At 67.5% G+C, this 13,572-nt stretch carries 16 protein-coding genes; 9 read left to right on the top strand and 7 right to left on the bottom strand.

All coding sequences use genetic code 11. The features are described 5' to 3' along the window. Positions 1 to 38 precede the first annotated feature (38 nt). Genes JHD77_RS17810 through JHD77_RS17800 form a run of 3 tightly spaced genes read left to right on the top strand, consistent with a single transcriptional unit; the run spans position 39 to position 2,891 of the window. The gene (locus JHD77_RS17810) at positions 39 to 1,025 is read left to right on the top strand and encodes a phospholipase (RefSeq protein WP_003097316.1); all 987 of its coding nucleotides are present in this window, start codon (positions 39 to 41) and stop codon (positions 1,023 to 1,025) included. Next, the gene (locus JHD77_RS17805; RefSeq protein WP_031756814.1) at positions 1,006 to 2,292 is read left to right on the top strand and encodes a peptidylprolyl isomerase; all 1,287 of its coding nucleotides are present in this window, start codon (positions 1,006 to 1,008) and stop codon (positions 2,290 to 2,292) included. The genes JHD77_RS17810 and JHD77_RS17805 overlap by 20 nt, the downstream gene beginning before the upstream one ends. Continuing rightward, the gene (locus JHD77_RS17800; RefSeq protein ID WP_003131389.1) at positions 2,289 to 2,891 is read left to right on the top strand and encodes a hypothetical protein; all 603 of its coding nucleotides are present in this window, start codon (positions 2,289 to 2,291) and stop codon (positions 2,889 to 2,891) included. The genes JHD77_RS17805 and JHD77_RS17800 overlap by 4 nt, the downstream gene beginning before the upstream one ends. Positions 2,892 to 2,894: 3 nt before the next feature. On the opposite strand, the gene JHD77_RS17795 is transcribed toward JHD77_RS17800, so the two are convergent. The 3 genes from JHD77_RS17795 to betC are packed head-to-tail and all read right to left on the bottom strand — an operon-like array spanning position 2,895 to position 6,901. Further along, positions 2,895 to 4,445: a SulP family inorganic anion transporter gene (locus JHD77_RS17795; RefSeq protein WP_031756816.1), complete on the bottom strand. Its 1,551-nt coding sequence runs from the start codon at positions 4,443 to 4,445 to the stop codon at positions 2,895 to 2,897. A gap of 4 nt (positions 4,446 to 4,449) precedes the next feature. Further along, positions 4,450 to 5,373, bottom strand: a complete 924-nt coding sequence (locus tag JHD77_RS17790; RefSeq protein ID WP_023100067.1) for a choline ABC transporter substrate-binding protein — start codon at positions 5,371 to 5,373, stop codon at positions 4,450 to 4,452. A gap of 16 nt (positions 5,374 to 5,389) precedes the next feature. Next, positions 5,390 to 6,901, bottom strand: coding sequence for a choline-sulfatase (gene betC, locus JHD77_RS17785; RefSeq protein WP_031756819.1), 1,512 nt, complete (start codon positions 6,899 to 6,901; stop codon positions 5,390 to 5,392). Between the two features lie 112 nt (positions 6,902 to 7,013). On the opposite strand from betC, the gene JHD77_RS17780 reads away from it, so the two are divergent. Both JHD77_RS17780 and JHD77_RS17775 read left to right on the top strand, forming a co-directional pair. Next, positions 7,014 to 7,928: a choline sulfate utilization transcriptional regulator gene (locus JHD77_RS17780; RefSeq protein WP_003122286.1), complete on the top strand. Its 915-nt coding sequence runs from the start codon at positions 7,014 to 7,016 to the stop codon at positions 7,926 to 7,928. 10 nt (positions 7,929 to 7,938) lie between these two features. Next, positions 7,939 to 8,316, top strand: a complete 378-nt coding sequence (locus tag JHD77_RS17775; RefSeq protein WP_003114635.1) for a DOPA 4,5-dioxygenase family protein — start codon at positions 7,939 to 7,941, stop codon at positions 8,314 to 8,316. Here JHD77_RS17775 and JHD77_RS17770 read toward each other — a convergent pair. From JHD77_RS17770 to trpB, 4 genes are all read right to left on the bottom strand, one after another. Continuing rightward, positions 8,295 to 8,660 (bottom strand): Hpt domain-containing protein, encoded by a 366-nt coding sequence (locus tag JHD77_RS17770; protein ID WP_003097330.1) that lies wholly within the window; start codon positions 8,658 to 8,660, stop codon positions 8,295 to 8,297. The genes JHD77_RS17775 and JHD77_RS17770 overlap by 22 nt on opposite strands. A gap of 7 nt (positions 8,661 to 8,667) precedes the next feature. After that, the gene (locus JHD77_RS17765) at positions 8,668 to 9,291 is read right to left on the bottom strand and encodes a response regulator transcription factor (RefSeq protein WP_003111192.1); all 624 of its coding nucleotides are present in this window, start codon (positions 9,289 to 9,291) and stop codon (positions 8,668 to 8,670) included. Positions 9,292 to 9,476: 185 nt separating this feature from the next. Next, the gene (gene trpA / locus JHD77_RS17760; protein WP_023085753.1) at positions 9,477 to 10,283 is read right to left on the bottom strand and encodes a tryptophan synthase subunit alpha; all 807 of its coding nucleotides are present in this window, start codon (positions 10,281 to 10,283) and stop codon (positions 9,477 to 9,479) included. Further along, a complete protein-coding gene (trpB, locus tag JHD77_RS17755; protein WP_003097340.1) occupies positions 10,280 to 11,488 on the bottom strand; it encodes a tryptophan synthase subunit beta in 1,209 nt (402 codons plus the stop codon). The genes trpA and trpB overlap by 4 nt, the downstream gene beginning before the upstream one ends. A gap of 103 nt (positions 11,489 to 11,591) precedes the next feature. Between trpB and trpI the strand changes: the two genes are divergently transcribed. From trpI to JHD77_RS33105, 4 genes are all read left to right on the top strand, one after another. Continuing rightward, on the top strand, positions 11,592 to 12,479 hold the full coding sequence (gene trpI / locus JHD77_RS17750) for a trpBA operon transcriptional activator TrpI (protein WP_049950165.1): 888 nt from the start codon (positions 11,592 to 11,594) through the stop codon (positions 12,477 to 12,479). Between the two features lie 100 nt (positions 12,480 to 12,579). Continuing rightward, on the top strand, positions 12,580 to 12,795 hold the full coding sequence (locus tag JHD77_RS17745) for a dodecin (protein ID WP_003097345.1): 216 nt from the start codon (positions 12,580 to 12,582) through the stop codon (positions 12,793 to 12,795). A 183-nt stretch (positions 12,796 to 12,978) separates the two neighbouring features. Next, positions 12,979 to 13,206, top strand: coding sequence for a DUF1161 domain-containing protein (locus JHD77_RS17740; RefSeq protein WP_003097347.1), 228 nt, complete (start codon positions 12,979 to 12,981; stop codon positions 13,204 to 13,206). Positions 13,207 to 13,502: 296 nt separating this feature from the next. After that, a partial coding sequence (locus JHD77_RS33105; protein WP_425048951.1) for a hypothetical protein occupies positions 13,503 to 13,572 on the top strand: 70 nt, incomplete at its 3' end.

Genomic DNA, 13,572 nt, shown 5'->3' with positions numbered 1-13,572 from the left:
TTAAGACTTCAGGCTTCACTCACTCTCGAGCGCTGCCGATGAAAACCTTCGCCCGCCTGGCCGCCGGTCTCTGCATCTGCGCCATCGCCAGCCAGGCCAACGCCTGGTCGCAACCGACCCATAAGAACATCGTCAAGGACGCCCTGGCCTTCATGAACTCCTCCTACGCCACCGAGGAGATGCGTCAGGCCTACCGGTTCTACGTGAGCGCCGCCGGCAGCGAGGCGCAGGCCGGGGAGATCCTCGGCCAGGCGGCCTTCGACGTGGACGACTTCAAGGACACCCGTCTCGGTGGCTGGTGGGTCGGCTACGAACACGCGCCGCTGTGGGGCGCGGCTTCGGGCATCGTCAACTACACCTCGTACTGGCACTTCCTCAACCTGGCCCGCGACGGCGACTCCCATGGCAACCCCCACGGCGGCTACGACTACCGCTACCACAAGGTCGACGGCGGCATCGCCGACGTCGACTGGTACGCCATGGTCTACCTCTACAACCGCGAGCTGAAGCGCGAGGACTTCGACACCACCGAGGCGCACTACCGCCAGGGCACCCGCTCGGACTGGCAGGAGCACTACGGCGACTTCCAGACCGCCGCCTTCCAGCCGATCGACAACCTCGCCACCTACTGGTTCGAGCAGTTCCGCGCCGCGCCTTCGCTGCAAACCATCGGCTATGCCCTGCACGCCACCGGCGACGTGGCCCAGCCGCACCATGTGTGGATCACCTCGGCCAACGGCCATTCCAGCTGGGAAGGCTGGGTCGACGACCACTACGCCAGCGAGAAGCTCAACGACCCGGCGGCGGTGGCCAACCTGGTGGGGCGCTACGATCCGAGCAAGAGCATCCGCGACCTGCTCACCCAGACCGGCCAGGTCGCCTACGCGCGTCCCGAGCCGCTCTACGACACCAGCTACGAGACGCGCCTGCGGGTGGCGAAGGAGCTGATTCCCGAGTCCATCGCCCTGACCGTCACCGTACTGACCAAGGGCGCCAACAGCTTCGATGCACAGACTGCTCTCTGACCGCGCTCGGGGCTGGCGTCGCGCACTGTGCGGGGTCGCCTTCGGGCTGCTGGCGTGGAGCGCCCATGGCGTCCCCGCCAAGGCGCCGCAGGATCTGCGGATCGACGGCGAGGTGCTGCCGGGGAAAAGCGTCGACCTGCTCGAGCAGGCCCTGTCGCGGGTCAAGTTCAACACCGACCCGCAGCAGTTGCGCCGCGGCCTGGTGGAAAACCGCCTGCTGGCGCGCGCGGTGGAAGACCAGCTCACCGCGCAGAGCCGCGCCGATCTCGACGCCAGCGTGGAGATCGAGGCCGGCAACCTGCTCGAACAGGTATACGGCAGGCGCTACCGCGAGGACCTCGGGCCATACCTGCGCCAGCCCCGGGCCCTGAGCGCGGAGCGTTTGCGCGAGGTGCTGGCGCCGAGGAGCCGCGGCCTGGTGGAAAACAGCCTGCTGCTGGATGAGACGCAGCGCTGCGAGGCGGCCGGGGTCGAGCTGATCGGCTGGCAGTTTCCCGGCCAGCCGGCACAGGTCCTCGACCTGCTATCGCTGTACGAAGGCGACAACGTCCAGGGCCAGGTGGAATTGCAACAGGGCAACCTCGCCTACCTGGCGCGCCAGGTCCAGACCCGCATCCGCCGCGACTACCTCTGGTACCGCCTGGCCCGGGACGGCTTCGGCCCGGCAGAGCGGCAGGGCGTGAGGACCCTGGTGCGGGACAAGCTGGTGCGCCATCGCTATCTGCACCAGATCGGCCTCTACAGTGATTTCCACCATGAGTCCGATGCGCTGCGGGAACTCGCCGGCAAGGTCAGTGACAAGGACGCCGAGGCCTACTATCGGCGCAACCTGGAGCGTTACCGCAACGTCGCGCAGGTGCAGGCGGCGCATATCCGCCTGGCCGACCAGGCGAGCGCGGACAAGGTCTACGCCGAGTTGCGCAACGGCCTGGCCTTCGACGAGGCGGTACGCCGCTATTCCCTGGCCGACGACAGGGACCGCGACCCGCCCGGCGACCTAGGCCTGATACGGCCCCAGGACGGCCGGCTCGACCTGCTGCGCAAGACTGCGCTGATCCAGAAGGCCGATACGGTTTCCCAGCCGATGCGCATCGACGGCGCGTTCGAGATCGTCCGGGTGCGTAGCCGCGAGGATCGCCAGTTGCCCCTCGACGACCGCAGCGTGCGCTTCGAGGTGAACCAGGCGGTGGCGCGCGAGCAACTGGCAGCACAGTTCGAGACGCGCCTGCGCAACCTGCTGGCCGGCGCCAGGGTGGAAGGACTGTGAAGCGCTGGCTCGGCGTTGCCCTCGGCTGCAGCGGGCTGGCGATCGCCCTGGCCTGCGCCGGCGTGTTGCTGGCGCCCGCCGATATGGCCGCTTCCTCGTCTTCTCCGCCGCCAGCCAGGACGGTTGCGGCGCTGCCCGCGGTCGACGACCGTCCGCCGCCGCTGGCGCCGGTACGATCGCAAGCGGTGGCACCGGCGTACGAGGCGGAGCCGCCGGCGGCGGAACTGGATCGCGAGCAGGCGATCCAGTTCATGCAGATGCTGCGCGACGAGGGCGACCCGCGCAGCCCGCCGCTCGGCGGCCTGCAACCACGCCAGGGCGCGACGGCGCAGGAGCTGGCCGATCCGAAGCAGTACCAGGCCTTCGAGGAACGACAGACCCGCGAACTGGTACAGGCCTACACCAGCGGCGTACAGCAGATCCCGGAAATCCGCGCGCGGATCGAGGCGGCCGAACAGGGTGGCGAGCGCAGCGCCGAGGAAATCGACGAGGCTCGCGCCGCCCTTGGACAGTTGGAGATGATGCGCGACAAGCTGCAGCGGGAATCGCCGCAACTGCTGCCCGGCGACAGCGCACCGACATCGCCGGCGGCGCCCTGAGCGTCAGCCTTCGTAGTGCAGGCGGCGGCCTTCGTCGGCCTGCCGGCCCAGCGCTTCGCGGACCTGCGGGCGCGCGTGGCGCAATACCAGGCGGCGTCCCTCGGCGTGCAGGCGGCGGGCTTCCTGCTGCAACAGCACTGCGCCGGCGAAGTCGATGAAGTTCACCTGGCGGGCGTCCAGCACCAGCCGTGGCCTGTCACATTGGCGCATGAGGCGTTGCAGGTAGTCGCAGGCGCCGAAGAAGATCGAGCCTTCGATGCGTAGCACTTCTTCCTCGTCGTTGCGCTGGCGCAGTACGCGTGGTGTCGAGGTGCGCCGCAGGTAGAAGACCAGCGAAGCCAGCACTCCCGCGTAGATGGCGTTCTGCAGCGGCAACAGCAGCGTGGCCAGGGCGGTTAGGCCGGCCACCAGGCATTCGGCGCGGCCGCTGCGGTAGAGCGCGCGGAGCGCCGGGCGGTCGATCAGGCCCCAGGCGATCAGCAGGATGCCTGCGGCCATCGCCGGCAACGGTACATGCTCGATCAGGCGCGCACCGAGCACGGCCAGCAGTGCCACCCAGAGCGCCGAAAACGCACCCGCCAGCGGGGAGCGCGCACCGGCTTCCAGATTGAGCCCGGAGCGGGTGAAGGAACCCGCCGACAGGCTCGCCGACAGCCAAGGCCCGAGCAGGTTCGACAGACCCTGGGCGCGGACCTCCTGGTTGGCATCGAACGCGTCTCCCTGGCGCGCGGCCAGGGCGCGGGCGATCGACAGGCTGGTGACCAGCCCGAGCATGCCGCAGGCCACCGCCGCAGGTAGCAGGTCGAGGATCGATCGGGAATCGAAGACCAGCGGATTCCAACCCGGCAGTGCACTCGATAAGGCCTGCACATGGGCTACCGAGGCGAAGGTCCCGGGTAGCGCCCAGACCAGCGTGGCACCGCCCAGCAAGCCAAGCAGCAGGGCCGGCCAGTGCGGTCGCAGGCGCCTGACCAGCAGGCTGAGCGCGAAGCTGAAGCCGCCCACCAGCAGCGATGGGCCATCGAACTCGGCGAACCGCGCCAGCAGCCGCCAGCCGTTTCCCGGCGCTGCGCCCTCCCCGCTCGCGGCCAGGCCGAGAAGATAGGGCAGTTGGCCGAGGACGATCAGCAGCGCCGCGCCAAGGGTGAAGCCGAGCATCACCGAATGCGAGACGAAATTGACCAGCGACCCGACGCGCAGGACGCCGAGCAGCCACTGGAAGGCGCCGGCGAGAAAGGTCAGCAGCACGGCCTGGACGTATTGCGGGCTGCCCAACGGCGCCAGGGGGGCCACCGAACTGAACAGCAGCACCGAGATCGCCGCGGTGGGACCGCTCACCAGGTAGCGCGACGAGCCCCACAGGCAGGCGATCGCCACTGGCAGAATCGCCGCGTACAGGCCGTACTCCGCTGGCAGGCCGGCGATCAGCGCATAGGCCATCGATTGCGGCAGTGCCAGAATCGCGCCATTCAGGCCGACCCAGGCCTCGCGCCTGAGCGTGCCCCGGCGTAGCCCCGGTAGCCAGGCGAGGAACGGCAGCAGGCGCGTCCACATGGCGCTATGGCTGGCTGCGAACCGCGGCCAGGGCGTCGCCGCCGTCGCGGCTGGTCACCCCCTGCAGCCAGGCCTCGAGCACCCGCGGGTTGGCCTTGAGCCAGGCGCGGGTCGCCGAGGCCGGAGTCGCCGTGCCTTCCAGCGCGTCGCTCATCAGGCGGTTCTCCATGTCCAGGTCGAAGCGCAGGTTGGCCAGCAGCCGCGCCGGGTTCGGGCACTGCGCGGCGTAGCCCTTGCGTGCCAGGGTGTAGACCTGGCCGCGGTCGCCGAAGTACTGCTCGCCGCCTTCCAGGTAGCGCAGGTCATGGCGGATGTTCATCGGGTGCGGCGTCCAGCCGAGGAACACCAGCCAGCGCTGGCGCTTCTCGGCCCGGCCGAGTTCGGCGAGCATCGCCTGCTCGCTGGACTCCACCAGCTTCCAGTCGCCGAGGCCGAACTGGTTGGCGTCGATCATCTTCTGGATCGACTGATTGGCCGGCGCGCCGGAGCCGATCCCGTACAGCTTGCGGTTGAAGCGTTGCCCTTGCGCGGCGAGGTCTTCGAAGCGGTGTACGCCGGCGTCCCAGACGTAGCGCGGCACCGCCAGGGTGAAGCGGGTGCCATCGAGGTTGCGAGCGAGGCGTTCGACCTGGCCGCTGGCGACGAACTTGTCGTGATAGTCCTGGTGCGCGGGCATCCAGCCGCCGAGGAAGGCGTCCACCTGGCCGTCGCGCAGGCCGCCATAGATGATCGGCACCGACAGGGTATCGATCTTCACCTGGTAGCCGAGGCTTTCCAGGAGAAACGCGGCGGTGGCGTTGGTCACCGCGATATCGCTCCAGCCTGGATCGGCCAGCCTGACGCGGGCACAGGCGGGGTCTTCGGCGTATAGCGAGGCGCTGCCCAGGAACAGGGTGGCGGCCAGCAGGCAGGTGGGAAGCCGGTTCATGGAAGTGCCCTCGTGCTCAGGGTTGCGGGAAGCGCGCGCGGCGCTCGAGATCGTCCAGGTCGATATGGTTGCGCATGTACTGCTGGCTGGCGTCGACCCACGGCTGGTGGTCCCAACTGGCCAGCCGCCCTCGCGCCAGCGCGGCGGCCACCAGGCGTCGGCGGCGCTGGCTGTCGAGTACGGCGCGGGTGATCGCGGGGATGTCCCAGCGTCGCCGGGCCTCGTCGAGGAACGCCTCGAACGTTCCGCGATGGGCCGGACTGGCGGCGAGGTTCTCGCGCTCCTGCGGGTCGTTGCGCAGGTCGTAGAGCAGGCAGGGGTCCTGCTCGGAGTAGATGAACTTGTAGTCGCCGCGGCGGATCATCATCAGCGGGCTGAGGGCGCCCTCGGCGGTGTATTCGCCGATCACCTCGTCATGCCCGCTGCCATCGCGCAGGTGCGGCAGCAGCGAGCGGCCTTCCAGCGGCAGGCGTGGATCGACCTGGCCGCCGGCCAGCTCCACCAGGGTCGGCAGCAGGTCCACGGTGGATACCGAAGCGCCGATGCGGCGCGGCGCGAAGCGCGCCGGCGCATGGACCAGCAGCGGCACGCGCGCGGCCATCTCGAACCAGTGCATCTTGTACCAGAGGCCGCGCTCGCCGAGCATGTCGCCATGGTCGCCGGAGAACACCACGATGGTGTCGTCGGCCAGCCCGCATTCCTCCAGGGTCGCCAGCAGCGCACCGATCTGCGCGTCGACGTAGCTGCAGGCGCCGAAGTAGGCACGCCGGGCGGCGCGGATGCGCTCCTCGGGCAACGGCTTGTCCCACAGGTCGATGACCTTCAGCAGGCGTTGCGAATGAGGGTCCTGCTCCTCCTGGGCGAAGCGCTGGCGCGGCAGCGGGATGTCCTCGTCGCGGTAGAGATTCCAGTAGCTCGCCGGGATGCTGTAGGGGTCGTGCGGATGGGTCATCGACACGGTCAGGCAGAATGGCTGGCCGGCGTGCTGGCGAACATGGTCGTAGAGGTACTGGCGGGCCTTGAACACCACCTCCTCGTCGAAGTCCAGCTGGTTGGTGCGCACGCAGGGACCGGCCTGCAAAACCGAGGACATGTTGTGGTACCAGCTCGGGCGCACCTCCGGCTCGTCCCAGTTCACCGCCCAGCCATAGTCCGCCGGATAGATGTCGCTGGTCAGGCGTTCCTCGTAGCCGTGCAACTGGTCGGGACCGCAGAAGTGCATCTTGCCCGACAGCGCCGTGCGATAGCCGAGGTTGCGCAGGTAGTGGGCGTAGGTGGGGGTATCGGCGGCGAAGTCGGCGGCGTTGTCCCAGGCGCCGATGCGGGTAGGCAAGCGACCGCTGACCAGGGTGAAGCGCGACGGCGCGCAGAGCGGGCTGTTGCAGTATGCCGAGTCGAACACCACGGCCCGTTCGGCGAGGCGCGAGAGGTGAGGCATGCGCAGCACCGAGCGCGGATCGTGAAGCGGCAGCAGCGGCGCGGCCATCTGGTCGGCCATGATGAACAGGATGTTCGGCGAGGTCTTCATCGGGCGGCTTATCCCATGCGATTGGGTTATGCGATAGTGCTGCGTCGATCATCAGTGCATCGAAATCCCTGGTAAACCGCATGGGGCTGGATGCGTTGGATAAGCCTGGCTTATGGGAGAACGCCTCATGCCGCTGTCCCTCGACCTGCTCCGGGTATTCGAGTCCGCCGCCCGCCAGCTCAGCTTCACCGCTGCCGCCGAGGAGCTGGGGACCACCCAGCCTGCGGTCAGCCAGCAGATCAAACGCCTGGAGAAGGAGCTGGCGACCCCTCTGTTCCAGCGCGTTCATCGAGGCATCGTGCTCACCGACGCCGGCCAGCTCCTGCTCCGCCACGTGGCCGCCGGCCTCGAGACGATCGATGCCGGCATCGCCGCGCTGGGCGCGCGCCAGCGCCACGAGGTGCTCCAGGTGGCCACCGACTACGCCTTCGCTGCCTACTGGCTGATGCCGCGCCTTCCCCGCTTCCACCAGGCCCATCCGCACCTGGACGTGAGCCTGGTGACCAGCGAGCGCGGCCTGGCCGGCCAGCGCGGCGATATCGACGTGGCGATCCTGTTCGGCGACGGTCGTTCCAAGCACGGCGAAGCGCACCGGCTGTTTCGCGAGGAGGTGTTCCCGGTCTGTAGCCCGCGGCTGGTCGAGGGATTGCAGTTGCCGCTGGCCAAGGCGCACCTGGCGCGCCTGCCGATGCTGCATCTGAAGCCGGCGCAGCACGCCCGCTGGTTCGACTGGCCGGCGTTGTTCGAAGCGTTGGCCATCGATCGGCAGCCGATTCCGGCGGTGCTCAGCTTCGACAACTACACCTTGCTGATCCAGGCGGCCATCGCCGGCCAGGGCGTGGCCATCGGCTGGCGCCACCTGGTCGACGGCCTGCTCGAACAGGGGCTGCTTTGCCGGCCCATTGGCGAGAGCTGCCTGTCGCGATACGGGTACTATGCGGTATTGCCGGAGCGCAAGCGGCGCCAGCGGCTGGTCGACGGTTTCGTCGACTGGCTGCAGGCCGAGTTGCAGGCCGGCGGCGCTTGAAGAGGTGACGATGAACGAGTATTCCACCCCCCGCATCCAGGGCTTCCATGCTCACGTCTATTTCGATGCGCAGAGCATCGAGCGAGCCCGCGCCCTTTGCGAAGAGGCGGCGCGGCGCTTTCCGCTGAAGATGGGGCGGGTCCATGAGCGGCCGGTAGGGCCGCATCCGGACTGGAGCTGCCAGCTGGCGTTCGCTCCCGAGGTGTTCGGCGAGCTGGTGCCCTGGCTGGCCATCCATCGGCAGGACCTGGTGGTGTTCATCCACCCGGTCACCGGCAACGATCTGCTCGACCATCGCGACCGAGCCATCTGGATGGGAGCCATTCGCCCGCTGGACCTGTCGATCCTGGACGAAGGCCCGCAACGCTATGACTTCGCCGTGCCTTGAGGCGCGGTCATCGTCATCCAGTCGTGCAGTTCGCATTGCAGCTCGCCCAGTGCCGTCACCAGGTCGTCGACGGCATCGGCGAGCTTGCGCACGGAGCTTTCGCCGCAGGCGATCTCCAGTTGGTGGCAGGCGCGTTCCACGGCGTGGGCGTGGATCAGCGAGGCCATGCCCGCCAGGCGGTGCGCCAGCTCGTTGAGTTCCTGGGTCTGCTCGCGCTCCTGGGCGCGCCGCAGCTTGCGGGTGTCTTCGTTGTTGCTGGTCATCAGCTGCGCGACGAGCAGGCGGCTGATCTCCGGTTGGTTGGCGCGGTCGCCCAGGGCGGCGGTCAGGTCGAACGTTCGCATGGGATCCTCAGATCAGCTCGTGGCGGCGGGCGAAATCGATCAGGCCGGCCAGGGAATGGGCGTTGAGTTTCAGCATGATGCGTGACTTGTAGGTGCTCACGGTTTTCTCGCTGAGGAACAGCTGCTGGGCGATGGCCTTGTTGGTATTGCCGTTGGCCAGGTACTGCAGCACGGTCATCTCGCGGTCGGAAAGGCTTTCCAGCATGCGGGCCTCGTTGTCGCGGCTCTGCTGGTTGATGCTGCGCAACGCCCCGGTGGGGAAGTGGATGTAGCCGGCCAGCACGGCCTTGGCGGCGAGCAGCAGCTCGGAGAGGTTTTCCCTTTTGCTGACGAAGCCCATGGCGCCGGCCTGCAGGCATCGCGGGGCGAACTGCGCCGGATTCTGCCGGGTCAGGACCAGGACCTTGGTGTCCAGCTTCAGGGACTTCAGGCGGGCTATCACTTCGAGACCGTCGATCTTGGGGATGCCGATGTCCAGGATGGCCAGGTCGGGAGACTTCTTGCGGGCTACCTGCAGGGCTTCGGCACCGTTGTCGGCCTCGCCGACGATGGTGAAACCGTCGCGCTCGAACAGCAAGCGCACGGCCAGGCGGATAGCGGGATGATCATCGACGATCAGCACCTTACTCATGCGAACCTTCTTTGAATGCGTTGGCTATTTGGGTGAGGCGCTATTCAAGGCTTCGGCAGAGTCGGCGGACAATAAGACGTTTCTGAAAGTGACCGTGAATTTTTCCTCACGGTTCTGGCAGCGTGCAACGCAAGGCCAGGCGCAGCGGGTTGCCTGCGCCTGGCGAATGCCGCTGTCAGGGTCTGTCAGCGTGCGTTGCGCACGCCTTCGGCCAGCTCGCCGCACAGGGCGAGGACATCCTTGACCGCCTGGGCATTGTCGCGGGCCTTGGCGATCCGGTCGATCAGCGCCGAGCCGACCACCACGCCGTCGGCCAACCGCGCGACCGCGGCGGCGTGTTCGGCGCTGCGGATGCCGAAGCCGATACCGATCGGCAGGTCGGTATGCCGGCGCAGGCGCGCCACTGCTTCCTCGACGTGCTCCAGGGTCGCCGCGTTGGCGCCGGTGACGCCGGCCACCGACACGTAGTAGACGAACCCGGAACTGCCTTCGAGCACCGTCGGCAGGCGCTGGTCGCCGGTGGTCGGGGTGGTCAGGCGGATGAAGTCGAGGCCGGCGGCCTGGGCCGGGTCGCAGAGGTCTTCGTTGTGCTCCGGCGGCAGGTCGACCACGATCAGGCCGTCCACCCCCACCTCCTTCGCCTCGGCAATGAAGCGTTCGACGCCGTAGTGGTGGATCGGGTTGAAGTAGCCCATCAGCACCAGGGGCGTCTCACTGTCGCCGCTGCGGAATTCGCGGACCATCTGCAACGTCCTGGCCAGGGTCTGGCCGCCGTCGAGGGCGCGGATGTTGGCCAACTGGATGGCCGGGCCGTCCGCCATCGGATCGGTGAACGGCATGCCCAGTTCGATCACGTCGGCTCCGGCCGCCGGCAGGCCTTTGAGGATTTCCAGGGAAGACGCGTAGTCCGGGTCGCCGGCGGTGACGAAGGTCACCAGGGCGGCGCGGTTTTCCTGCTTGAGCTGGGCGAAGCGGGTCTGCAGGCGGCTCATGCTTTCGACTCCTGTTGCATGTGGTGCATGACGGTCTGCATGTCCTTGTCGCCGCGACCGGACAGGTTCACCACCATGATGTGCTCCTTGGGCAGGCTGGGCGCACGCTTGAAGACCTCGGCCAGGGCATGGGAGCTTTCCAGCGCCGGGATGATGCCTTCGAGGCGGCAGCAGGTGTGGAAGGCCTCCAGGGCTTCGTCGTCGGTGATCGAGGTGTACTCGACGCGGCCGGTGTCGTGCAGCCAGGCGTGTTCCGGGCCGATGCCGGGATAGTCGAGGCCGGCGGAGATGGAGTGTGCGTCGATGATCTGGCCATCCGCGTCCTGCAGCAGGAAGGTGCGGTTGCCGTGCAGCACGCCGGGAACCCCGCCGTTCAGGCTGGCCGCGTGCTTGCCGGTGTCGATGCCGTGGCCGGCGGCTTCCACGCCGACGATCTGCACCCCGGCGTCGTCGAGGAACGGGTGGAACAGGCCCATGGCGTTGGAGCCGCCGCCGATGCAGGCGACCAGCGAATCGGGCAGGCGCCCTTCCTTCTCGGCCAGTTGCTCGCGGGTTTCCTTGCCGATCACCGCCTGGAAGTCGCGGACCATCGCCGGGTACGGATGCGGGCCGGCGACCGTGCCGATCAGGTAGAAGGTGCTGTCGACGTTGGTCACCCAATCGCGCAGCGCCTCGTTCATGGCGTCCTTCAGGGTACCGGTGCCGGCGGTCACCGGGATCACCTCGGCGCCCAGCAGCTTCATGCGGAAGACGTTGGCCTGCTGCCGGTCGATGTCGGTGGTGCCCATGTAGATCACGCACTGCAGGCCGAAACGCGCGGCGACAGTGGCGGTGGCCACGCCGTGCATGCCGGCGCCGGTCTCGGCGATGATGCGTTTCTTGCCCATGCGCCGGGCCAGGAGGATCTGGCCGATGCAGTTGTTGATCTTGTGCGCGCCGGTATGGTTCAGCTCCTCGCGCTTGAGGTAGATCTTCGCCCCGCCGCAGTGCTCGGTCAGGCGCTCGGCGAAGTACAGCGGGCTCGGTCGACCGACGTAGTCGCGCTGGAAGTAGGCCAGTTCCTCCTGGAACGCCGGGTCGTCCTTGGCCTTCTCGTACTCGCGGGCGAGGTCGAGGATCAGCGGCATCAGGGTCTCGGCGACGTACTGGCCGCCGAAGCGGCCGAACAGGCCCTTGGCGTCGGGGCCGTTGCGATAGGAAGTCATGGAGGGCTCCAGGAAATGACGTATGGGCAGAATCTAATCCCCCCGCCGGGTAAAAGAAACCGATAAGATTGCTCAAACCTGTCAGGAAAACTCACGAATAGCCATGAGCCGCGACCTCCCTTCCCTGAATGCCCTGCGCGCTTTCGAAGCCGCTGCCCGGTTGCACAGCATCAGCCTGGCGGCCGAGGAACTGCACGTTACCCATGGCGCCGTGAGCCGGCAGGTGCGGTTGCTCGAGGACGATCTCGGGGTGGCCCTGTTCGGCAAGGATGGGCGCGGCGTAAAACTCACCGATTCCGGCGTTCGCCTGCGTGACGCCTGCGGCGATGCGTTCGAGCGACTGCGTGGCGTCTGTGCCGAGCTGCGCCGGCAGACCGCCGAGGCCCCGTTCGTCCTCGGCGTACCCGGCAGCCTGCTGGCGCGCTGGTTCATCCCGCGGCTGGACCAGCTCAACCGTGCCCTCCCTGACCTGCGCCTGCAACTGTCCACCAGCGAGGGCGAGTTCGATCCGCGTCGTCCCGGCCTGGACGCCATGCTCTGGTTCGCCGAGCCGCCCTGGCCGGCGGACATGCAGGTCTTCGAACTGGCGCCCGAGCGCATGGGTCCGGTGGTCAGCCCGCGCCTGGCGCAGGAAACCGGCCTGGCCCAGGCGCCCGCCGCGCGGCTGTTGCAGGAGCCGCTGCTGCATACCGCCTCGCGACCCCAGGCCTGGCCGGCCTGGGCCGCGAGCCAGGGGCTGGCGGCGGAGGCGCTGCGCTATGGCCAGGGGTTCGAGCATCTCTACTACCTGCTGGAAGCGGCGGTGGCGGGCCTCGGCGTGGCCATCGCCCCGGAGCCGATGGTCCGCGACGATCTCGCCGCAGGCCGCCTGGCGGCGCCCTGGGGCTTCATCGAGACCGATGCGCGCCTGGCCCTGTGGGTACCGGCGCGCCTCCACGATCCGCGTGCCGGGCGCCTGGCGCAATGGTTGCGGGAGCAGTTGGCAGGCTGAGCGCTGGCGATTTGCTGCACTTTTCCGGCTCGGCTAGTGTCCATTGAACAGAGGCGCCCGTCGGGCGCGAAGAACCAGGCATCGTCCGGGGAGAGAGTTCATGTCCAATCACCACACCTACAAGAAGATCGAACTGGTCGGCTCGTCCAAGACCAGCATCGAGGACGCCATCAACAACGCCCTCGCCGAAGCGGCGAAGAGCATCCAGCATCTGGAATGGTTCGAGGTGGTGGATACCCGCGGGCACATCGAGAACGGCGCCGTCGGCCATTACCAGGTGACCCTGAAAGTAGGGTTCCGTATCGCCAATAGCTGATGGCACCCTGGAAACCTGTCCACGATCGCCTGCGCCCTGGAAAGGCCGCCGTGTCTTTCCGCTTCGCCGGATCATGCACAGGCTATGAGGGCGGCGTGCCTCCATGGGCGGCGCGCTCGTCTCAACCTTGCCGCATTTGGCAAGCCTGACCCGTTCGGGTCTTCATCCATGCAACGAGGGAATGTGTTCATGAAGAAGTTGATGTTGGCAGTCGGCCTGTTTGCCGTGGCGGGCAGCGCATTCGCCGCCAAGCCCTGTGAGGAACTGAAAGCCGAGATCGATGCGAAGATCAAGGCCAACGGCGTTCCTGCCTACACCCTGGAAATCGTCGACAAGGGCAGCGTCACCGACAAGAAGGTAGTCGGCACCTGCGACGGCGGCACCAAGGAAATCGTCTACCAGCGCGGCTGATGCAGCGCCTGCGACGAGCAGTATCCGGGGCCGGCTTTCCCATGGGAGCCGGCCCTTTCTTTTTGCCGCGATGAGTACCCTGCCAACGATGGGTCTTGTTGCAGTTCGTCGAGAAAGCGTGCCATCTAACGGATTAATCCAAAAGTCTGTGTTAGGTTTTTCGGCACGCCCAGATGGCCTTGTGCCTTACTTCCGGATTGTCCGACTCATGGAAGACGGATTTCGGAATATTCCTGCTTACCCGCTGTAGCCGCTGGGCCAACATCGCGCCTTTCTGTATTTCAAGGAATGAAATCGTGGCTCTCCATCGCCTGACCTTTATCTTCCTGTGCCTGCCCCTCATGGCCAGCGCCGCCCCCTTCACCT

This window comes from Pseudomonas sp. P20 (assembly GCF_016463925.1).
In the GTDB taxonomy this organism is placed as follows: Bacteria; Pseudomonadota; Gammaproteobacteria; order Pseudomonadales; family Pseudomonadaceae; genus Pseudomonas; species Pseudomonas aeruginosa.
Note: the sequence above shows the minus strand (reverse complement) of the source record. Positions and strands in the feature narration are given on the sequence as shown.